Source organism: Spiroplasma endosymbiont of Polydrusus pterygomalis (assembly GCF_964030825.1).
Classification (GTDB): Bacteria; Bacillota_I; Bacilli_A; order Mycoplasmatales; family VBWQ01; genus Spiroplasma_E.
This window is the reverse complement of record NZ_OZ034964.1, coordinates 139778-162826: the sequence shown is the minus strand read 5'-3', so window position 1 is coordinate 162826 and position 23049 is coordinate 139778. Positions and strand designations below refer to the sequence as shown.

The 23049-nt window shown below is 24.2% G+C and carries 20 protein-coding genes; 3 read left to right on the top strand and 17 right to left on the bottom strand.

Features of this window, described 5'->3' with window-relative positions; all coding sequences use genetic code 4:
- Positions 1 to 153: 153 nt before the first annotated feature.
- Entirely contained in the window at positions 154 to 1452 is a 1299-nt protein-coding gene (gene glyA / locus ACQH25_RS00780; protein WP_425381385.1) for a serine hydroxymethyltransferase, read from the bottom strand.
- A gap of 30 nt (positions 1453 to 1482) precedes the next feature.
- Positions 1483 to 1911: a ribose 5-phosphate isomerase B gene (rpiB, locus tag ACQH25_RS00775; protein ID WP_425381832.1), complete on the bottom strand. Its 429-nt coding sequence runs from the start codon at positions 1909 to 1911 to the stop codon at positions 1483 to 1485.
- Between the two features lie 193 nt (positions 1912 to 2104).
- Between rpiB and ACQH25_RS00770 the strand changes: the two genes are divergently transcribed.
- The gene (locus ACQH25_RS00770) at positions 2105 to 2542 is read left to right on the top strand and encodes a PPC domain-containing DNA-binding protein (RefSeq protein WP_425381384.1); all 438 of its coding nucleotides are present in this window, start codon (positions 2105 to 2107) and stop codon (positions 2540 to 2542) included.
- On the opposite strand, the gene fba is transcribed toward ACQH25_RS00770, so the two are convergent.
- The 11 genes from fba to ACQH25_RS00715 all read right to left on the bottom strand — a co-directional run bounded on the left by fba (position 2539) and on the right by ACQH25_RS00715 (position 14734).
- Entirely contained in the window at positions 2539 to 3408 is an 870-nt protein-coding gene (fba, locus tag ACQH25_RS00765; protein ID WP_425381383.1) for a class II fructose-1,6-bisphosphate aldolase, read from the bottom strand. The genes ACQH25_RS00770 and fba overlap by 4 nt on opposite strands.
- A 142-nt stretch (positions 3409 to 3550) precedes the next feature.
- Positions 3551 to 5149 (bottom strand): CTP synthase, encoded by a 1599-nt coding sequence (locus ACQH25_RS00760; RefSeq protein ID WP_425381382.1) that lies wholly within the window; start codon positions 5147 to 5149, stop codon positions 3551 to 3553.
- A gap of 38 nt (positions 5150 to 5187) precedes the next feature.
- On the bottom strand, positions 5188 to 5586 hold the full coding sequence (gene rpoE / locus ACQH25_RS00755; RefSeq protein WP_425381381.1) for a DNA-directed RNA polymerase subunit delta: 399 nt from the start codon (positions 5584 to 5586) through the stop codon (positions 5188 to 5190).
- Between the two features lie 63 nt (positions 5587 to 5649).
- Positions 5650 to 7290 (bottom strand): arginine--tRNA ligase, encoded by a 1641-nt coding sequence (gene argS / locus ACQH25_RS00750; protein WP_425381380.1) that lies wholly within the window; start codon positions 7288 to 7290, stop codon positions 5650 to 5652.
- Between the two features lie 83 nt (positions 7291 to 7373).
- Positions 7374 to 8468, bottom strand: coding sequence for a hypothetical protein (locus ACQH25_RS00745; protein ID WP_425381379.1), 1095 nt, complete (start codon positions 8466 to 8468; stop codon positions 7374 to 7376).
- A gap of 39 nt (positions 8469 to 8507) precedes the next feature.
- Complete coding sequence (locus ACQH25_RS00740) at positions 8508 to 9701, bottom strand: HD domain-containing protein (RefSeq protein WP_425381378.1); 1194 nt, start codon at positions 9699 to 9701, stop codon at positions 8508 to 8510.
- 99 nt (positions 9702 to 9800) lie between these two features.
- A complete protein-coding gene (gene gltX, locus ACQH25_RS00735; RefSeq protein WP_425381377.1) occupies positions 9801 to 11255 on the bottom strand; it encodes a glutamate--tRNA ligase in 1455 nt (484 codons plus the stop codon).
- 77 nt (positions 11256 to 11332) lie between these two features.
- Positions 11333 to 12070: a hypothetical protein gene (locus tag ACQH25_RS00730; RefSeq protein ID WP_425381376.1), complete on the bottom strand. Its 738-nt coding sequence runs from the start codon at positions 12068 to 12070 to the stop codon at positions 11333 to 11335.
- Positions 12071 to 12137: 67 nt separating this feature from the next.
- Positions 12138 to 12740 carry a hypothetical protein gene (locus ACQH25_RS00725; RefSeq protein ID WP_425381375.1) on the bottom strand — a complete coding sequence of 201 codons (603 nt, stop codon included), beginning with the start codon at positions 12738 to 12740 and terminating at the stop codon, positions 12138 to 12140.
- 14 nt (positions 12741 to 12754) lie between these two features.
- Positions 12755 to 13258: a hypothetical protein gene (locus ACQH25_RS00720; protein ID WP_425381374.1), complete on the bottom strand. Its 504-nt coding sequence runs from the start codon at positions 13256 to 13258 to the stop codon at positions 12755 to 12757.
- 321 nt (positions 13259 to 13579) lie between these two features.
- A complete protein-coding gene (locus tag ACQH25_RS00715; RefSeq protein ID WP_425381009.1) occupies positions 13580 to 14734 on the bottom strand; it encodes an Mbov_0401 family ICE element transposase-like protein in 1155 nt (384 codons plus the stop codon).
- Between the two features lie 68 nt (positions 14735 to 14802).
- Between ACQH25_RS00715 and ACQH25_RS00710 the strand changes: the two genes are divergently transcribed.
- Both ACQH25_RS00710 and ACQH25_RS00705 read left to right on the top strand, forming a co-directional pair.
- Positions 14803 to 16509 carry a hypothetical protein gene (locus ACQH25_RS00710; protein ID WP_425381236.1) on the top strand — a complete coding sequence of 569 codons (1707 nt, stop codon included), beginning with the start codon at positions 14803 to 14805 and terminating at the stop codon, positions 16507 to 16509.
- Between the two features lie 216 nt (positions 16510 to 16725).
- The gene (locus ACQH25_RS00705) at positions 16726 to 17124 is read left to right on the top strand and encodes a hypothetical protein (protein ID WP_425381237.1); all 399 of its coding nucleotides are present in this window, start codon (positions 16726 to 16728) and stop codon (positions 17122 to 17124) included.
- 84 nt (positions 17125 to 17208) lie between these two features.
- Here ACQH25_RS00705 and ACQH25_RS00700 read toward each other — a convergent pair whose 3' ends face one another.
- From ACQH25_RS00700 to ACQH25_RS00685, 4 genes are read right to left on the bottom strand one after another with little or no spacing between them, the layout of a single operon-like run.
- Positions 17209 to 19239: a hypothetical protein gene (locus ACQH25_RS00700; RefSeq protein WP_425381006.1), complete on the bottom strand. Its 2031-nt coding sequence runs from the start codon at positions 19237 to 19239 to the stop codon at positions 17209 to 17211.
- Positions 19184 to 20431 carry a hypothetical protein gene (locus tag ACQH25_RS00695; RefSeq protein WP_425381005.1) on the bottom strand — a complete coding sequence of 416 codons (1248 nt, stop codon included), beginning with the start codon at positions 20429 to 20431 and terminating at the stop codon, positions 19184 to 19186. The genes ACQH25_RS00700 and ACQH25_RS00695 overlap by 56 nt, the downstream gene beginning before the upstream one ends.
- 16 nt (positions 20432 to 20447) lie before the next feature.
- Complete coding sequence (locus ACQH25_RS00690) at positions 20448 to 20570, bottom strand: hypothetical protein (protein WP_425380902.1); 123 nt, start codon at positions 20568 to 20570, stop codon at positions 20448 to 20450.
- Positions 20571 to 20574: 4 nt separating this feature from the next.
- The gene (locus tag ACQH25_RS00685; protein WP_425381238.1) at positions 20575 to 23046 is read right to left on the bottom strand and encodes a hypothetical protein; all 2472 of its coding nucleotides are present in this window, start codon (positions 23044 to 23046) and stop codon (positions 20575 to 20577) included.
- Positions 23047 to 23049: the final 3 nt, after the last annotated feature.

Here is a 23049-nt window from a genome sequence, read left to right as displayed (position 1 = left end):
CTACAAATTAATTACTTTTTTATAAATATTTTAATATTGATAAAGTTGAAAAAATAATAATCAATAATAATACTTTATTATTATTGATTGATTTATAAAATAAAAAAATTCTAGTAATTAATCTAGAATTTTTAGTTATTAAATATTTTTTTGCTAAGGTAATTTTATATCTTCATAAATTGGAAATTTTATTAAAAGAATATCAACTCTTTTTCTTAAGGCATCTAAACCTTGATCATTGATACCATTAGGTAATTTTCAAGCACTAATAATAATTTTTCCCAGTTCAATAAATTGTTCTTCTTTAAAACCTCTTGTTGTCATAGCAGGACTACCAAAACGAACACCACTAGTAACTGCTGGTGGTAATGGATCAAAGGGAACACCATTTTTGTTAGCAATAATATTAATTTTTTCCAAAATATCAACGGCTTCTTTACCATTTAACCCATTAATGTTAGTAACATTAACCGTTAGCAAATGATTATCAGTGCCACCTGCCACCACATGAAAATTGGCATCAAGAAAAGTTTTTGCTAATGCTTGTGCATTTTTAATTACTTGGTTCTGATAGATTTTAAATTCTGGTGTCAATGCTTCATAAAAAGCTTGTGCTTTAGCAGCAATAATATGTTCTAATGGTCCACCTTGATTTCCAGGAAAGACTGCACTATCAACTTTCTTTTTTAATTCTTCAGTGCAAAGAATGGCACCACCACGTGGTCCTCTTAATGTTTTATGAGTTGTTGTTGTGGTAATATCAGCATAACAAATTGGATTTTGATGTAATCCAGCAGCAATTAATCCTGCAATATGCGCCATATCAACCATTAAATATGCACCAACAGTGTCAGTAATTTTGCGAAACTTTGATCAATCAATAAGTCTTGAATAAGCACTAGCACCAGCGATAATAATTTTTGGTTTACATGCTTTAGCTATTTTTAAAATTTCATCATAATCTAAATATTCATCTTTTTTACTAACACCATAATTAACACCTTGATAAATTTTACCAGAGAAGTTAATTTTATAACCATGAGTCAAATGACCACCAGCATCAAGTTCCATACCAAGAATAGTATCACCTGGACTTAATATTGCAGCATACGCTTCAGCATTAGCCTGACTACCAGAATGAGGTTGGACATTGGCATGAAAATTACCTTTTTTACATTGACCTGGTTGATGATGGCAATTAAATAATTGTTTAAATCGTTCAATTGCTAAATTTTCACTTTTATCAACAATTTCACAACCATTATAATATCTTCTACCTGGATACCCTTCTGCATACTTATTAGTTAATACTGTACCACTAAGCATCAACACTGCTGGTGATACATAATTTTCTGAAGCAATTAATTCAATATGATTTTGTTGACGTTGTCATTCATCTTTAACAACTTTTTTAAGTTCTGGGTCAAGACCCTTATTAAACGATTTATCCATTTTTAAATATTCCTTTCTTTAAAAGCAAATTTATTTTAATTTTTCAACTCTTAATTGATGCCTTTTGTCAATACTTGTTTTAGTTTCTAAAAACAATTTTACAAGAGCTACTGCTTTACAACTAGCAATAATGCGAGCACCTAATGCTAAAACATTGGCATTATTATGAAGTCTTGCCAATCTTACTGTTTCTTCTTCATAACAAAGCGCACAACGAACACCATTAATACGATTGGCAGCAATGCTAATGCCAATACCAGTACCACAAATTACAATACCAAAATCTGCTTTTTTACTAACAATAACAGCTGCAACATCAAAACCAAAATTAGGATAATCAATGGCATCACTAGTATTTGTTCCTAAATCTAAAACTTGATAACCTTCTGTTTGTAAATATTTAATAATTGGTTGTTTAAATTCATAAGCAGTATGGTCATTACCAATAGCAATTACTAACCCATGAGTTTTCAAATTTATCACTTCCTTAATTAAAATATTAGTTTCATTATACCTATTAATTTTAAAACTTAGTATCATTTTCTTTTTAAAATATTTTTTTCTTATAATTATTTGCAATTAGGAAAGTTAAGCATTATTATCATTATTAAGTATGATAAAATACAACTAAAAGAAAAATGAGGTTATGACTATGAAAAAGAAAAAAATGTTAGCAAATAAATATGCGTTAATTATTGAAAAAGATGAAATGATTATTAAATCTTTAGAACAATTTGCTATTAACGAAAAAATAGGAATGGCACAATTCCAAATGATTGGTGCTATTACCAATGTCATTTTAGGCTATGTTCCAAAAAACGGTACTGATTATGTAAAAAAAGAATTTCTTCAACAATATGAATTATTATCAACTATTGGTTCAATAGTTTGAGATGATAAAGTTGAAAATAAACCAATTATTCATTGCCATACAACTTTTGGTGATAATAATTTTAATGTGATCGGTGGTCATCTGTTAGAAGCAAAAGTTGCCCTTAAAGTTGAAGTAATTATTGATGTTTTAAGTAATGAAAAAATAAAACAAGTTATTGATAATAAAACTAATTTTCCGATTTGAAATTTATTTTAAGATTTTCCTAATGAACCAAATTCTGTTAACAATTCTTTAACTTTAAGTTTAATTGCTTCAATACCAGGTTTAAATACTTTTCTTGGATCAAAACCTTTATCTTCCTTAAGTTTTCCACTGGTAACATATTTTTCGATAGCAGCAGCAAATACTTCTTGTAATTCAGTATTAACATTAATTTTACTAATTCCCAAACTAATAGCTTTTTGAACTTGTTCTTTTGGTATCCCAGAACCACCATGTAATACCATTGGTTTATTAGCAGCGACTGATAAATTTTTTAATACATCAAATTTTAAGCCATCTCAGTTTGGAGGATATTTGCCATGAATATTATTTATTCCCGCTGCTAATAAATCAATTCCTAAAGCTGCTAACGCTTTACAATCTTCTTCACTAGCAATCTCACCACTACCAATAACTCCATCTTCTTCGCCACCAATTGTTCCTGCTTCTGCTTCAACTGATGCATTTTTTTTCTTAGCATACATAACTACTTCCTTAGTTCCTTTGATATTCTCATTAAAATTTAAATGAGAACCATCAAACATAACAGAACTAAAACCAGCATCTAATGCTTTTTTACATGAAATTACTGATTGACCATGATCTAAATGTAATGCTATTGGAACAGTAATATTTAAATCATTTAATAAGGCTAAACTCATAGCAACAACAGTATTAAAACCACCCATATACTTGATAGCACCTTCTGAAACACCTAAAATAACAGATGTTTTAGTTTCTTGTGCGGTTTCAAGAATGGCTCTTGTTCACTCTAAATTATTAATATTAAAATGAGCAATAGCATATTTACCTAACTTTGCTCTATCAACCATTTTTTTTGCATTAACAAATTTATGCATATCTTTTCCTTCTTTCTCAAAATATTATAATTTTATATCATATATTTTTACAAAAAATCTTGCTGCATATATCTTTTAAAAATATACAATTCATAGAAATTATAACAATTTTAAAACTAAAATATCTTACTTTATTATTTTTTTAAATAATACTTTTAATTAATCCTAAAAATAAAGGATTTGACCTATTAATCCTTGATGTAAACTCAGGATGAAATTGACTTGCAATAAAAAAAGGATGGATCTCTTTTGGTAATTCAATTACTTCTACTAATTTTTCTTTATTATAGATGCCACTAAAAACTAAACCTTTTTTTGTAAATAGTTCTTTATAACTATTATTAAACTCATAACGATGACGATGACGTTCAATAATAACATCTTGCTTATAAAGTGATTTTGCTAAAGAACCATTAGTTAAGGTAGTTGGATAATTACCTAATCTTAAAGTTCCACCAATTTGATCATTTTTGTTTTTTCCACGTAATAAATCAAAAATAGGATTTTTAGTTTTTTCATTAAATTCAGTAGAATTAGCATCTGGTAAATTACATACATTACGAGCATACTCAATACAAGTTAATTGCATACCCAAACATAATCCTAAAAAAGGAATTTTATTAGTACGAACATAATTAATTGCAGTAATCTTTCCCTCAACGCCACGATTACCAAAACCACCAGGAACAATGATTGCTTGAAAAGGAGCAATCATCATTTCAATATTTTTACTATTCAAACTTTCGGCATTAATAATTTTATAATTCACTTTTGTATTAAGATTATAACCAGCAATTTTTAATGATTCAATTACTGATAAATATGCATCACTCAAATTTGAATATTTTGCAATAATACCAACGTTAACTTCTTGCTTAATATTTTCTAACTTATTAACAATTGCTTGTCATTCTGACATATCTGGCTTATTTTTATTTAACTTCAATAACTCTGAAACAACTTCATCAATGTTTTGTTCTGCCAATGATAATGGTACCTTATAAATACTATCACAATCAGGAATTGCTAAAACATGACTACGCTTAATGTTACAAAATAATGATAATTTATCAAAAATATGATTAGGTGGCATTGTTTCACTACGACAAACTAAAATATCAGGCTGAATACCTAAAGATAATATTTCTTTTACTGAATGCTGACTAGGTTTTGTTTTAAATTCACCAACTGAATGTAAATAAGGAATTAATGTGGTATGAATAACAATAACATTTTCATGACCTTTTTCATTTTTAACTTGTCTAATTGCTTCAATAAAAGCTAGTGATTCAATATCACCAACCGTTCCACCAATTTCAGTAATAATAATTTCGGCTTTACTATTAATTGCAGAATTAAAAATATGCTTTTTAATCTCATCAGTAACGTGAGGTACAACTTGTACTGTTTTTCCTTGATAAAAACCATCACGTTCTTTTTTTAAAACAGTCTGATATATTTTTCCAGCAGTAATATTAGAATCTTTAGTAAGATTTTCGTCAATGAATCGTTCATAATGTCCTAAATCTAAATCAGTTTCTGCACCATCACTAGTTACATATACTTCACCATGTTGATAAGGACTCATAGTCCCTGGATCAACATTAATATAAGGATCAAACTTTTGCATAAAAATTTTAATTTTTTTTTGTTTTAAAATACGACCAAGTGATGCTGCAGTAATTCCTTTACCCAAAGATGAAACAACACCACCAGTAATAAATATATATTTTGAATTCATTGCTAACTTCTCCTAAATATCATTAATAAACAAGATTACTACTCATCATCATAACTATCTTCTAATGGCTGAATATTAATCGTATCTAAATCATCTTCTTCATTATCTGATTCATCAATTAAATTTGTAGTTTCATCATCAGCAAAAGTTTCAGTACTATCAATTTCTTCTTTATTATTTTTCACTCGTATCATATGTTGTTCTTTAATTTCTTCTAATGAAACTTCACTACGTGGATATCAAAACTTATCATTTTTTAAGAAAAAATTAGTATTTAAAATAATTCCGGTATAAAGTTCACCAGCAACTTTTTCTTCATCTTCTTTAGCAATATTACATTGTTTCTTAACATGCGTTCAAATTTCATTAAAACTACTTTTTTTCTTTTTGCATAAAAAATTATATGCTATTTCTACTAACGTTTGTTTACTTTCCATTTCTTAATCACCTTCTAAATTGTATACTATATTGTATATTATAAAAAATAAAAAACATATTTTTTACATTTTTTTAGGCGCATCAACACCAATCAAATTTAAAGCATTAGCCATTATTTGTTTAATCGCCAAAACCAATGTTAATCGTTGAACAGTCAGCATTTTATCTTCACTAATAACCTTATATTTATTATAATAAGAATGAAATAATTTGGCTAATTTTTGAATATAATTTGTTAATAAATGTACTTGATGTTGTTTTTCAATTTTTTGTAAAACAATCACATATTCATCTAAAGTAATCAATAATTCTCTTTCTTTTTGTGCTACTAATAAATTAATACTATGTGCAATCTCAAACTTTGGATAATTCTCAATAATTTGATTGATACGGGCATGAACATATTGTGCGTAAAAAACAGGATTTTCATTAGATTGTTGCTTAGCAAGTGCTAAATCAATATCAAGATGTGATTCAGCAGATCTTGATACTAAAAAATAACGCAATGCATCTTTTCCAATTAAATTTATCATCTGTCTTAAAGTTATTGATGTTCCTGCTCGTTTTGACATTTTTTGTTCTTTACCATTATCAATAACTTTTACCATTTGCATACATAAAATGTCAAGTTTACTAGCATTATCATTAAGCATGGTTAATCCTGCTTTAATTCTTGGAATATATCCATAATGATCAGCACCTCAAACATTAATCAATAAATCACTACGTTGAAACTTAATGTGATGATAAGCTAAATCAGGAAGCATATATGTATAAGTTTTATCTTTTTTAACAATTACACGATCTTTATCATCTTTAAATAAAGTAGTTTTTAAAAAAATAGCACCACCAAGTTGATAAGTATTGCCTTGCATTTCTAATTGTTTAACTAAATTAATAATAATATTTTCTTTATATAAAGTTGATTCGGAAAATCAAATATTAATTTTAACTTTAAATTTTTTTAAATCTTTTTTAATTTCTGAAAGCATATAACTAATACCGAATTCTTTAAAAATTAAAGCAACTGCTTTATTAAAAGTTTTATTGGCAAATTTTTTACCATTTAATGTCAAAAATTTTTGGGCTGCAGTTAATATTTCAGATCCATGATAACTTTCATTTGGCAACTTAATAGGATTACCACAAAGATTTTGATAATTTACAAAAATAGAATGCGCTAAAATACTAACTTGGTTACCGGCATCATTAATGTAATACTCACGAACTACATCATAACCTCGATGTGCTAAAATATTAGCTAAACTATCACCAATAGCTGCATTTCTGGCATGTCCTAAATGTAAAAGTCCAGTTGGATTAGCACTAATAAACTCAACATTATAAGTAATATTTTTCCTATCAGCTTGACCAAATAATGACTTCTCATTAATAATTGTCATTAATAACAAACTAAATATTTCAATGTTAATGTTAATGTTAATAAAACCAGGAATAACATAATCAATTTTTTTAATTAATGGATGTTTTTGATGAATATTTTTAACTATGATTTCAGCAATGTCTAATGGCTTTTGTTTATATTTTTTTGCTAATATCATTGCGATTGATGTAGAGTAATCACCTAAAGCATTGTTTTTATTAATTTCAATAGTAATTTGATTGAATTCTACTTCATAATTTGCAAGTGTTACTGCATCAAAAATAATAGTAGTAAGCTCATTAATAACATAACTATTCACAATTCAAGCCCCTTTCAATATTTGAAGTATTATACTGATAAATTTAATTTATATCATATAAAAAAATAAAAATAAATACTTTTCTATAAAAGTTGTTCAATTATATCATTAACATACTGCATAAAACCAATTCTAATTAAAAACTCTAAAATAACAACATCATTATATTTTAAATCAATTAATTCTTGATAATTACCAAAAATTTGATTATCTAACACATTTCTTAATTTATCGTTTATTTTTATTGAATCATCTTCACTAGTAATTCCAGAGACTTTAACCAATTCTGAATCAATTGTTTTTTGTGCTTTAACTTTAGTAGTATCTTTATCTCTATATAATTCTATTAATTTTAAATATAGTTCTTGAAGTAAACTTAAAGCTTTAACAAAATTACTTAGTAATTCTTTTTCATTAATGAAATTTGAATTTAAATTATGAAAATAACTTTGATTAATTTCTGCTTCATATCGTGCTGCTTGACCACCAGGATTAATTTGTTCAAAATAGCGTAAATGTTCTCTTAAAGTAAGTAATAACTTACTCATTTCCTCATCTTCAACTCTTGTTGTACTAATTAATTTAATTAATCTCACTAAATTATGAAAATTAAATTTTTTCTTACTAGCTGAAGGTTCAACCTGAATATATTTTCTTAAACAATGTTTTAACTTTAATTCTAATGATTGATATACCGAAAAAAGAATAATATGAAAATTATCATAGCCAATACCTTTCTTAATATTTAAAATAGCATTAACTGCATACATATTAGCGCGATCATTATCATTACCTAAAACATTAGTTAAATGTAAAGTTCGGGGAAATTTATTAATCATTGTCATTAATGTTGTTTTAAATTTTGCTTTTAAAGTCTTATCCATGAGTTTAATTTGATTTTTTTGAACTAAGTTTATATCATTATATTCATTACCAATAATAAGGTAAGCAAAAACAGCAAAATAAATAATAATTTTTTCTTTAACATTTATTCAACTAAAATTTAAAGTTTTAATAGCATTTTCAATTTTTTCTTTATTAATTAAAATGCCCAATATTACTATTACTTCTTGCGTTAGTAAATGATATTGATGTGAATTTAAGTAAAAATCTCCTGGTGTTAAATCTAAAATATCCGCATGTTCAAAAACTTTATTAATTGATTTTAAAATTTTCATAATTACCTCATTTTATAATTTCTTTAAATAAATTAATTACTATTTTTCTTTTAAAAAATATATTGTACTTTTCATCTTCATTGGATCTTGTAAAATTTGTGAAATTTTTTCTAAAGCGATATATTGTTCATTTTTAGTTTTAATAATAATTGGATCTTTTTTAAAACAATAAAGTACATTTTTTAAATCTTGTTTAATACCTACAACATGAAGACTATTTTGACTTGTTAATAACAACAACTCACTTTCTCAATTAAAACAAAATAAAATTAATTTTGATATTTTTACTAAATTATTATCATCTTCTAACCTAATAATATCTTGCATTAACTCAATTAAAGTAGCATCAATTAAATTTAAATATGTTTCTACTTCAATGCTTTTACCCTCAAAAATAGCAATAAAATTTTGAATATTAATTTTAAATAAATAATTTTTATCAAAATATAACTCTGTCATTCTTGCAAATAACTTTTGTAAATTAAGATCAAAAAAAACTCCACTTTTGTGATAATAAACTTGCGAATACATATGAAATCTTGTAATTAAATAATTCTCAATAGCAGAAATTGCCTTATATGAAAAAACCAAACCTTGCTTAATATCTATTATCATATTGGTAATAATTCAATCAAGATCAATACCTCCGTATTCAACACCCGTAAAATATCCATCACGCATTAAATAATCAATACGATCACAATCTAATTGTGAAGACACTAATTGAATTTGATATTTAGGATAATTTTTATAATCTTTCCTAATAATACCAATAATAGCATTAATATTAATATTAAATTGTTTTAAAATCATATTAATCTCACTATTATTATCATTAATAATAGCACAAGTATAATCTTCATGAGTAAAATCTTGCTTTTTATTAACATTAAGATTTATAATTTTTTCAAAAGTATGTGAGAAAGGACCATGACCTAAATCATGTAGTAAACCAGCAATTTTAATATTAGTTTTTTCTTTTTCATCAAGTGAAGAAGCACCATTAACTTCATTAAGAACTCGATTTAAGATATGATATACACCAATACTATGAACATATCTAGTATGAGTAGCATTAGGAAAAGCAATTTGTACTCCACCAAGTTGATTAATTCATCTTAATCTTTGAAATTCTTTACAAGCTATTAATGATTGAATAACAGGTTCACTAATATTAATGTTTTTGTGGACAGTATCACGAATAAAAGTTAATTTATAATTGCTAGTTAACATAAGTTTTATCCTTTCATAAATTATTTTATAAATTTTAAACTTACTAATTATTATTTTTATTAAAATTAATCATATATTATTTATATATAAAAGCAATAACTATTTTTCTTTAATTTTAAAATTCAAACGTAAATTATTAATAATAGTATTATATCCTAATAATTTAATTGTACTAATTAAATCAGGACCATGCATTTGACCAGTACTAATAATTCTAATTGGCATAAATAATAATTTACCATTAATATTAGTTTTTGTTTTTACTTCATTAATAATCTTTTTAATATTGTCACTAGTTCAATTTTCACAGAGAATAACTTTATTAATAAAAGTTGTACAAACTAATTTACAATCATTATTATTTAAAAAAACTTTAGCTTCGGCATCTAATTTATAATTACTTTTAAAAAATAGAGTTACTAATTCATTAATTTGTCTACCATATTCTAATTGTGATTGATAAATTAATAATACTTCTTTTCATCATTCACTAGTTTTACTATTTCAATCATATTTTTTTTTAATAAAAGGTGTAACTAATGCTAAATATTGTTCAACATTTAATTTTTTAATATAATAATTATTCATTCATACTAATTTTTCTGGATCAAACATGCTTGGTGCTTTACTTAAATACTTTGGAGTAAATAATTTAATTAATTGTTCTTTAGAATAAATTTCTTTTTCTTCATGGGAACTTCATCCTAATAAAGCAATAAAATTAAAAATTGCTTCTGGTAAATAACCTTCATCACGATATTGATGAATAAATTGCATAACACTACCATCCCGTTTTGATAACTTTTTACGTTCATTATTAACAATTAGTGTTAAGTGAGCAAAAATTGGAATTTTTCAATTAAAATATTGATAAATAACTAATTGTTTTGGTGTATTAGATAAATGTTCTTCACCACGAAAAACATGACTTATTTCCATTAGATGATCATCAATAACAACAGCAAAATTATAAGTAGCAACACCATTAGATTTAATAATAATGTAATCTCCTAAATCTACTGAATTAAATTCAACATCACCACGAACTAAATCTTTAATTTTGTAACTTTTATTAGCGGGAATTTTAATTCTAATTGCATATGGGATTTTATTTTTTAAATTATTTGCAATTATAGATTGTTCTAATTTTAAACATGTGCCATCATATTGAAATGCTAAAATATTTTTTGCTTTTTGTTTATTTCTCATTTTATCTAAATATTGAATTGTACAAAAACAATAGTATGCTTTTTTTTCTTTTATTAACATTAAAGCATATTTTATGTATATATTTAAACGTTCAGTTTGTCTATAAGGACCATATTTACCTGGTAAATCAATTGTTTCATCAGGAATTATTCCCATCCAACGCAAATTATCTAATTGTGAACTAATACCATCTTTAATATTACGTTCTAAATCAGTATCCTCAATTCTAACAATAAAATCTCCTTTATTATTTTTTGCAAATAAGTAATTAAATAATGCTGTTCTAGCACCACCAATATGCAAATACCCAGTAGGACTGGGCGCATATCGTACACGAATTTTCATATTTTCCTCCAACCGTATTAACTTAAGAAATCTTAAGTTTATTATTTTTTTATTTTTATTAATTCTATTTTTAGAATTTAACTTTTTTTCTGTTTTTTCCTAGTAGATTTTTTACGTTGTTTCCTTGATTTTATTTTTTCACTTACTTCTTCATCAAGAAAAATAGTAATAGTTTGCGTATCATTTGGATCAAATTCATTAGAACTTGGTAATGGCTGTTTTAATTCTGGTTCAAAATCTGTTTCTGCTTCAAGACGCTGACGATAAAAATGATACGTTTGAATATTAATTAAATTTAATTTAAATAATAAAATAACAGCCGCCACCAGTAATCCAAAATATAATCCAAAAATTGTTCAAACAATTGTTGAAGAAACTCAATTTTGATAGTAAAAATTTGGTGAATTAACTGCTCCTCCTTGATTAGGTAAAATTTTTGCATCTCTATTACTTCATTCACAATAAAGTAATTGACCTGAAAAACTTATTAAAAATCCAATAAGAAAGATAACAAAAGTTACAACCAAAAATATAAATTTAAAAGAAGGAGATTTTTCAAGAAAAACTCTAGCAGTAAAAATACAACTAATCAAAGCAAAACTACTCATTGCTAAACCTATTACTGGTAAATAATAAATTGAAAAATAATTTGAAGGGTTAAAACTTGGTGAAGATTTTACAACTTCAAAACCATGATAATATAATTCCTTTAAAACTGTGTTTTTTGACAAAGCAATTAAAAAAAATAATTCATAAATAATAAATGTACTTAATAATAAATAAAAAATAATAAATCAACCATTGCGAATTCTCATAAAATTCCCCCCTTTATTTAATATTAAGATTTTTTTACTTAATTCCTTTTCATGTTCTCTATTTTTTTTAATTCTTGTTTTTTCATTTTTCGCTGTTTCTTTTCCATACTTCTAGTAGTGTAAATCTCATAATCTGAATTCATAAATGTAAATTTTCTACGCATAATTCAAAAAAAACTTGGAAAACTAAAATTAAAAAAAGACTAATAATAATAAATATTTTTGCCACAATTGGATTAATTCAATGATAATTTTCATTATCAAGGATTGCAGATGGTGAAATATACATTAATTGTACTTCTGAATTTAACATTACACTCAGAATTAATAATCAAAAAGCAGTATAAAACATTCTACTACTATACTTTGAAGATATAATACTTACTTTAGGAGCAAATATTAATAAAATTATACTAATAATAATTGCAATTAAGCAAACAATTGGTGCATATAATAAATTCAAAATATGATACTTAAAGTCAGTAAGTTCTAAGTTATATAGTTCATACTTTGAGATATTAATAGTAGCAAATAAAGAGAAAATAAAAACCGATAAAAAAAGAATTATTGATATCCCCAAATAAACAAAATATGCATTTTTAGTTTTTTGTTCATATGGAATAAAAACTGATTTTTTTTCTTTAATATTATCTAAATCTTTAATATTCACTGTCTTCACCTACTTTATTTTTCATTAGGTAATTCTTCAACTGCTAAAATTAAAATAATTGCTGCGATTACTTCACATATTCATACAATTAATGATATTAATGAAAAAAATAATAATACTGGTATTGTTCAAAAAACAAAACTGCCACTTAATATTAATGTTGATAATATTAATGTTGAAATAGCAGTAATTCTAAATGAAGATTTCTTTTTAAGTTTTCTAGCAGGTATCATAAAACAGATAATATTAATTAAAATTGCTACGCCAACATATGATAATGATAAAGCTAGTTGTAATTTAGTAAATTCAAATCCCATTTTTTTGCCAACAGCAGCATCAACTATCAATAATATTAGAAAAGTAATAGCAGCAATAATTTGTACAATTGGTGTTCAAAAAAGTAAGGTTCTTGAAACTTTAATTTTACTAAGAACATCAAACCTTTTAGATTTTTTATTTGGAATATATTTGTTTTCTTCAGACTCAGGATCAGAATTTTTTAAACTACTTTTTGACATAAAATCAATATTCCTTTCTTTTTAAGGGAGCATAACGATGTTGTCTATAATATTCATTATTTGTCTTTAAATTATAAAGTTAGACGAGAATAATTTAGACTTTATATGCAATTGTATATTAATCTTAACACTTGTAAAACATAAGTCAACAATAATGCTTAGTTTTATAATTCAAAAATTCTTATTAAAATAATTTTTAATAAGTTTTTAAGTATGTTATAATAAATTAAAGTCCTTTAAGATAAACCGTATACCCTTTGATTACTAAGCGTATGTTAAGTACGTGGTCTCTTAGGCAAATCCCTTTAATTAGGGATTTTTTTATAATAACTGTATTTCTGTATTTATTTGATAGCATTTAAAATTAACCATTTTTGAATACATATCAATATTATAGGTTCTACTTCCAATCATATGTTTTAAAATTTGTTTAATATTAGTTTCAGTAAAACAACCAATATTTTCAACTAATGCTTGATTTAATACGCCATCTTTTGCATTAATGAAATAACCAACTTTTAATTTTGGATATTTTAATATTAATGAATTTAAAAAATCAATTAATTCATAATATTGACCTTTTGAAAATAAATTTTGTGCATATTCATAATGTAGTTTAGCAATTTTATTTTTTCTTCTTCCTGCCATAATTCCAAGAAATAAAACATGAAAAGCATGAAATTTATCTAAAATAAATTTAGCATTTAAAATTTCAGCAGTTTTTCTAATTCATTTTGCACTATCACCACAAATTATTAAATTTGCTTGGTCAAAATTTTCATAATATAATCTACCATATTTTTGAATTAATTGTGCAGTTTTATATGCACCAATTTTTGTTTTTGATAATCTTATTTTACATGCAGCTCTTTTATTAATTAATTTGCCATTTTTCTTTTTACCAATGCAAAATATTATTAATCTCATAGAACATTTTTTACATTTTTTACTATTATGGTTATCATTAAACTTAAATTTTCTATGTCCATCATCAATATTTATATATAAAGTTTGGTTTGGTTTTAATTTGATTTTAGGAATTTTTATTTTTTGTAATTGAAATTTTTGATATGTTCTAAAAACAGCACTATTACTTATTAAGTCTTCTATAAAAGTATCACAAACATCACGATACCTTTTTCCGTCAGTAAAATATTTTAAAATTTGTTTAATAACATCGGGTGCTAATTTACTATACTTTTTAACACCAAGATATATATCTAGTAATGACACATATTCAATTTTTTGTATTTTTTTGTTATAATATGTACAAATACGTCGCTTATAAGTTAATAGGCCTTTTTTTGTTTTTAATTTTCTTTTTCTAAATTTACATGGTTTATATATAGATTTATCACATTCATTTCATAATTTATCATCTATTTGTTTAAACAATTCTTGTGTTTGTTTTAAATTTAATTCATCTTGATTAAAATAATGTTGTTCTCAATTAAAATGATTTTGAAAAAATAACATTCTTTATTTCCTTTCTAAATTTATTAATAATTAAATTTTAACTTATATATGTTAACTAAGGAGTAAATATGCCATTCATTAGTAGTTATGCACAATTAAATAAAAAATATGACCTTAATTTTAGTGATAATAATTATGGTTTTAGTTGAGATATTTTTAAAGCATTTGTTGGTGATGAATGAGCAGAATATTTTACTACTAATTGTTTTTATCGTTTTATACCAACAGCACGGGGAACAAGAAAAACTTGAAACTGTTTAGCATTTGATTTATTTATATGCTGTAATTTTAATGATAGTAGTGTACAAGAAGTAAGACGATATGAAAATACTCATAGTGAAACCACTATTGGTGCTTTAATGAATGTTTGTCAAGTTTTATTAGATATATATGATATTAATTTATTACCTAATAATTCCCATGATATTAAATGAAAAATTACTAAGGATGGTGGGTGTATTATTTTTCCTAATAATCAACAAATTGATTTTATTGGTTATGCTAATGGTAATAAAATTTTTGGAAAAGAAGCAGGTGGGTCAAGTTTTTTAGGTTCACGTACAGATGAAATAATTATGGAAGAAGAAAAAGAAACGTTGACAGAAAAGCAATTAACATATCGCTATGAACGCTTACAAAATTCTATGTTTAGAAGTAATCGTATTAAAGTATCAAATGAACCAATTAAAGAATGAAGTTGAACATTTATTGATAAAAATATATATAGTTCTACTTTTGGACAAAAGATTACTCGTTATTTTTATAAAAGTTTTTTTATTACTTTTACATGTAATCCATACGATAAATATCACCCATTTTATTTAAAGTACTGTACACCATTTTTACCATTAAATGATAAAACTATGGATAATCTTAAAAAAGTTGGTAAAGTTTATTATGAAAATAAAGAAGTGTTTAGTGGTTTAGGTTTATTTATTTTAAGATTTACTATTCAACCGTTTTGAAATAAATTACCAGAAATTCAAAAAAGAACATTAATAGAAATGAAAAAAAGTAATCCCGATGAATTTAATACTGTTTTTTATGGTTTTGAATTTTTAGATAGTGATGCTACAATTTTCCCATTTCAAAAAACATTAAAATATTGACAAACATATGATTTAAAACAATTTTATAATCAAGAAAAAGATATATATAAATTTGATTTTTATAGTATTGGTATTGATTGAGCAACTGGTCATAAAGACCATACTGTATTTATGGTAGTTGGATTTAAAGAATATAATAATACTGGTTATTATGACGCTTATATTATTTGTGAATTAGTAGTTACACCAAATGACTTTATTAATGAAAATGAAAAGATTAATGCTTATGCTAATGAAATTTTAGGGTTAATTGATAATTTTGAAAATTTTGAACAAACGGTTTACTTTTATGATGATAAAGCACGAACAGCAATGGATTGATTAAATCAAAAATTAATAGATGAACATAATACTATTTTAATAACACAAACTGCTATTAAACATGCTTCAAATCTAAATCAAGAAGCAGGATTAACTAATCGCGTAGTTTGAATGAGAAATATTATGAGTTATGGAAACTTTTATGCAAATAAAGATGATTTACCAAAAACTACTCAATGTTTAGAAGAGTTAAGATATGACCAAACAAAAACTAACATTCCAGATAAAAATATGTACCAAGATCCTTATGATGCTCTGTTTTATGCACTATATCCATATAAAAACGTAATTCGTGGTAAAAATAATGCTACTGTGAAAAAAAGCATCTTCACATTTGCCATATAATAAACAAGTGACATAAAATTAATAGTATAGGTCTCACAAAATAAACACCTTTTATTTAGGCGTTATTTTGCGTTTAAAAGTATACTTGTAAAAATAATAAAAAATAAGTACAATTAAACAATAAGATGTTAAGAAATAAGGAGTAAATTATGATGAATAAAGAAAAAGAATTAAAAGTTATGAATAAATTAAAATCTTTAAAAGAGATTTTACAAAATGAACGTTATTTGCCAAAATAAAAATTGTAATAAAAAATGAACAAATATTATATTATTAGAATTAAAATCAACAACATTTAGTCTTTTTCTTTGTGAAAATCATACAATTAATTTAGAACATGAATTATTACCAAAATGATTAAAAACTTGTGAAAAATTAAGAAAAAATAACAAAATAAAAAAGGAGAAATTTATCATGAAAACATGAATAAAAACAAATTTAAGTAAAATAACATTAGCATTAGCACTAATTGGTGCAGTAAGTGGAGTAACAGGTTTAATAATTGGTTCAATATCACATCATAAAACTAATGATTTGAGTTATTTTTTAGACCACGATTATAATGCGCATTGGGGGGGCTTCTATATGACAAAGTCCGAGAAGTGACCATTATAAAATAGATTTATATTTTGCAATTAAACCAGCTAATAAGAATGATAAAAAATGAGATGGTAATTATCCCTATGGATATTTTGATAATTAAATTTCTAAATTAATATAAGAAATATTTTCATTATATTTATCAAATAAATTAATATTAGTTAGATTTATTTCTTGTTTATCAGTTATTAAAATTAAATCATAATTTCCAGAACCAAATATACCACTAATTTCAATCCGATTTAAGTTATTAATCGGATTTTTAATTTGTAATTCAAATTCACTATTATTATCAATTTGTGAAATTTCTTTATAAAATTCTAATTTAGAAAGTAATTGAGATTTATTTGAACCATATAAATTTAATGCATTTTCAATTTTATTATTACTAATAATTGCTTTTGTAAAGTATTTTCCATATTCACCATTACCTAATGTTCAATCAGCAGGAATTAATGACGGTATATTGTTACTTTCTAATTCATTTGTAATAGATAATCAGTTGAATTGATTATCATCAAGTTTAAATAATTCATTTTGACTAATATCATTATTTTTTAGTTTAATGTTATTCATATCTGTAAAGTCAAAATATGCTGATTTTAACATTACTTTTGCATCTTTAAATTCTCAAACTTCATCAGAATTACTATGTATAGGATTTGATTTTAATTCAAAATAATAGGGTAATAAAATTTTATTATCATCATTTAAACCTTTATTAATTGACATTGTTGAATAAATATTACTTGATAACATGATGACTAGTTGTTTAAAAATCTGAACTTGTGGTAAATTTATATAATTTGGATAATCTAATTTTCATTGTTTGAATAAATTAGTAATTACTTCATCAGGTTTTTGTCCTTCAAATTTTGCTCTTAATTTATCTAATTCATTTGGTTTTTTCGTTGGGTCTAAACTTGCCCCATCAAAGTTTCTATTATATGTATATGTATAAGTTAACATATCTAATAATACTTTTTGTAAACTATCAATTGGTGGTCTATCTTTTATTTCTATTTCAACATCATGAAATTTATTTGTTGTAGCAATATTTAAAACTCAATCAGCTGTTGTTCAAGGCAAATGCCATACTTCATTATCTTTTAATTCTTTTTCTTCATTTAATGGTCATAATTGTGCACTCTTAGTAACTTTATAACCTAATTTAGTATATGTAACTCTTGCATTATTAATAATTTCTTTTCTTGTTTCAGTTCCACCACCAATAGCAATTAAATCTAAAACTGATTTTTCTTGTCCTATAAATTGCTTTGCTAAATTTCAAGGTAATATTTGTTCGCTAAATCATTGTTGTAATATTCTAACTTTTGGTTGAGTTTCAATAGGCATTGATAACAGCGGAAATGCTATCTTATCTTTAACAAATAACTTTGGGTATACTTCCATATTGTCAACTTCACCAAGTACCTTTATATTGCCGAAAATCATGCTTCTAGGTGCTTTAATTTTTAAACCAATAACTTTGGTATCTTTATCTAATGGTTTTTGTAATTTAATAATGATTGGATAACCATCTCTTGTTTTAAAATCTTTAATTTTAATAATAGTAATACTTTTAGTACTTCTTGTTTTTGGATTTTGATAAGGCTGAGAATAATTATTAATGATATATAAATTATCAATATTATTTTCAGTTAATGGTTCATTTATACTAACTGCATATAACTTAAATTGATTTAATAAATTTATTTCTTGAAAAATTAAATTTTTAATATCAGTCATACTATATTCAATTGTATTATCATTAATATTAGTACTTGCTCTTTGATTTAATTGCATAGTAAAGTCAGATGTTTCAACAGCAGTAGTTTTTAAAACTTTTTCAATATCAATAAAACCAATTTTAATAGTATTTGCTGAAAATTTTAAACTATTATTTTCATTATTTTTAAATAAACGCTCAATTTCATAAATATAAATTGTTCTTTTTTTAAATTCATCATATGCTCTATTAATATCAGGGTCACTAGTAGCACGCATCATATTAGTAAAATCATAAGGAATATTATCAATTAAATAATCATTTTCTACATCTGCTTGATTAAGTTTAGTTTGCTTTTGTTTCTGTGGAAACTTGGTTTGTGGTTTGTTGTTGTTTTCCATTGTTATCTCCTATTAATTGGTTATTTTCAGGGTTAAATAATTTTAATTTAACAGTTAAATTATTAATTTCTTGTTCATCATCAATATTAAATGTTTGACTATTTAATAAATCTTTATCTAAATTTACTAACAATTTAATAAATTTAAGAATATCAATATTAAATTGTCATAATTTTTGTTCAATATAATTAATAGTTGAAATATTTACAGCTGTACTTTCAGGTACTGATTGTTGTGCAGATTTCTTTTGACTTGGTATATGAATACCACAGCGCTTAGATATTTCATTTACCAATCAGTCATATATATCAGTTAAATTTTTACCTTTAAAATTACTACTAGTCATATTGACACTTTCGTTTTGTTCGTTATTATCACCAGCACTTTTAAATATATAATTCTTAGTAACTAATGTTCTTACTGCTTCTTCCATTAAAGATTGAACATTACCATAAGTTTGACTAAAAATAAACTTCGGTGAGTTTAAAATAGTATCTAATACAATTTGTTCAAATATAACATCTAATGCTTTAATTTTATCCATTACTTTATTACAATCTGCTAATTCATTTGCTTTATTTCGCATAATTGTAATTGGTATATAGTTAATATTTAATGTTTGTTCTTGTGTTAAATTAGGATTATTAATATATGTTTTAAAATCTAATGGAAATTGTTTTTTATTATCACTAATACTATAAATTGCACGATTAATTGTTACTTGTTCATTATTTAATGTATAAACTTCAAATAATCTTACAGTTTGTGAATTTTGTTCATAACTATCATAAAAAATAGTACATTGAATTAATTTACCAGTAATATCATAAACTCTTTGTTGTATATCAACTACTTGAAAATATAAATTATCATTTGCAATATAAATTAAATAACCACTAATTCCTAATTTACTTAATTTAAAAATAGAATTTCAATTTTTTCTATAAAATTCTTGTTGAATTAAATATTGTTTAATAGTTTCATTATTAATATCTAATGGAGCATTATATAAATTAGCGTTATTTTCTGCTACAAAATCAGTAAAATAAGTTTCATGGTTAAAATTATTAAAACCAAAATAACTTAAAATAGAAGCATGAGTACTTTTATTTTTATTAGTTAAAAACTTTAATTTTTCACCTTGATTATCAGTAATATTTGTTTTTTCTTTTCTTTTAAAGAAACTTAACATAATATTCACCACCTTTCTAAAATATTTGATTAATTTTTAACATAATTTTGACAATAATAAATATAACTAAAATTGCTGTTGCTGCTGATAATAATAAACCAATTAAACCTAAAATAATTTTTAAAATTTTAAAAAACATAATCTTATTCCTGTAATTCTTGTAATTTTCATAAATAACCTTGATCAGTTATTAATTTATTATTTACAATATTAATATATGAAATTCTTTTTAAACTTGGAAGAAAACATACTCAATTTGATGATGTTTGTGGTTGTCAAAATATTTCTATTGTTTGTGTTGGAGTTTTGCCAAATGTACTCGTACTAAAAGGATTCAAATCATAAAATATTTTATAAAATGTATTTGATTTTAATTGATAAGAATGAATAGAATTACCACTTAATGATATTGCTACATCTTTTCATTTTGGATAAGGTGTTGGTGTTGGACTTTCTTTTAAATTTATTTCTCATTCATTTTCTCTAATTTCTTTTGTTAATAAAGTTTTTGAATCAATTTTTATAGGCTTTTCAATATCTATTACTTCTGGTGATTTTATTTCTAATGTATTACTTTTAATTTCATATAAATCCTCTGCTTTTAATTCTTCAAGCCTATATATTGCTCCACCAGTATCGCCACCATCTAATTTTAAAGTTCATTTTGTATTATCATAAATCATATTTAAAACAGCATCACTATTACCTATTTTTCTAGAAGTAATACGATAAGCACCAGTTCCAATTGCTTGTGCAGGTGTAAAAAAGATAACTTCTTTATAACCATTTTGTAAAGGTATACTTGTTTCAGTAATTAAAAATACACGATAAAGAGCATTTAAACTAGGTGAAAAATTACTTCAAGTTCTATCATCAATTCGCTCACCTATTGTTTTTCATACAACAAGTTTTTTAATTAAATCTTTTATTTTTATAATTTCATCATCAACATATTTTTTATCTGGAATATCTTTATCATCTGTTACATTAGGATTATTTCTATAAATTAAAGTTTTACCACCAACATTTGTTTTAATAATTTCATTAACTAATCTTGTAGTACTATCTTTATCATCTTTATTATTGAAGATTCTATTTTCATCAATATTCCCACCATTTGCTTTAATTTCATTAATAGCACCAACAATAGTTTTATCAGTAGTTTCTAAATTAGGATTTTCAGTACCAAGAGCATTTACAGCAAAAGCATATGGAAATTGTTCTACATCCATTTTTTTATCTATATTTACTTTATTTTCATTAATTGCAGGAACAATTTGTTTAGCAACTGTTTGTAAATTATCGTCATTTATATTTTGTTTTTTATCTAATAATTCATTAGTTTCTTGTTTTGTATAATAATCATGTTCTGTACTATCTTCTGCTATAAATTCAGTTGGTGTCCCTTTTCCTATATATTGGTATAATTCAACAGAAATAGGTTGATAATTAGCATCATTAGAAGTTACAGTAATATCATTTCATTCCTGAGTAAATAATAATTGTATTTTAACATTATCATTTACAATTAATTCATCTAATTTAATACTTTTTTGTGTTGTTCTTTGAACTTCTCCACCTAAACTAAATATAGTTTTTTTATTACTATATATATAATTATCAGTTGGATTAGTAGTGGATTGGTAACTATAACCCCATATTGCTAAATATATTTTTCCAAATTCATTACTAGGAATAATAGAAGACATTTTTTTTCATAAAGGACTAGTTGCAATATTAAATCAATTATTTTTAATATCATCAATATTTTGTTTATTAATATCAACTTTATTTTCTAATAATTTAATATTATTTTCATTGGTAGTAATTCTTTTTTGTTGTTTAGCAGAAAAGTCAGCAGTTGCAGCATGAGTAAAATCACCAACTTGTGGATTATTTTGTAATGCTTCTGGTGGTAATGTACCAATTTCATCAGGTCAATCTAAAATCATTGTTTCAGTTTCTTTATCATATTCAGTTGCTACATAACCTTTATTAACAAACTTACTAACAGGACCCCTATATATTTCATTTTCATTATCATCAACTAAATCATCATATAATTTCATTTGCTTTGATAATGTAAATGCTTTTTGTTCTTTAATTAATTCATCAACTTGATTTCTAGTATAGAATGCTTTTAAATCAATTTTTTCAATATCTATTTCATCATTATTATAACTTGAAAATATTTGTTTTAATTCTGTTAATCTTGCTCATATTTTCATTCTACTAGGTGCTAAATCTCAAACATTAATACTAGGAATACTATTTGCACTAAATGATGTACCATTATTAAATTGAATAGTAGCATCAACATTAAACTCAATTGGTGTACGATTAAATACTCAATGTTCAACACAAACATAAACCATATCTCTTAATGTTTCTTTAATTAATTCATCTTTAAAACTATCAAAAGGAAATTTAGATAAAATAAAATTAAGATAAGCATTAATATCATTTTGAGCACGAATAGCAAAAGTTGTAAATCAATCCTTAACATTAGGTCATGTATTTATATATTGTTGTGGTGTTTCTATAATTTTTCCAGTTAATGGATATCAGTTATTATAGTTTTCTAAACTGACATCAGTTCAAAGTTTATTAATCATAAT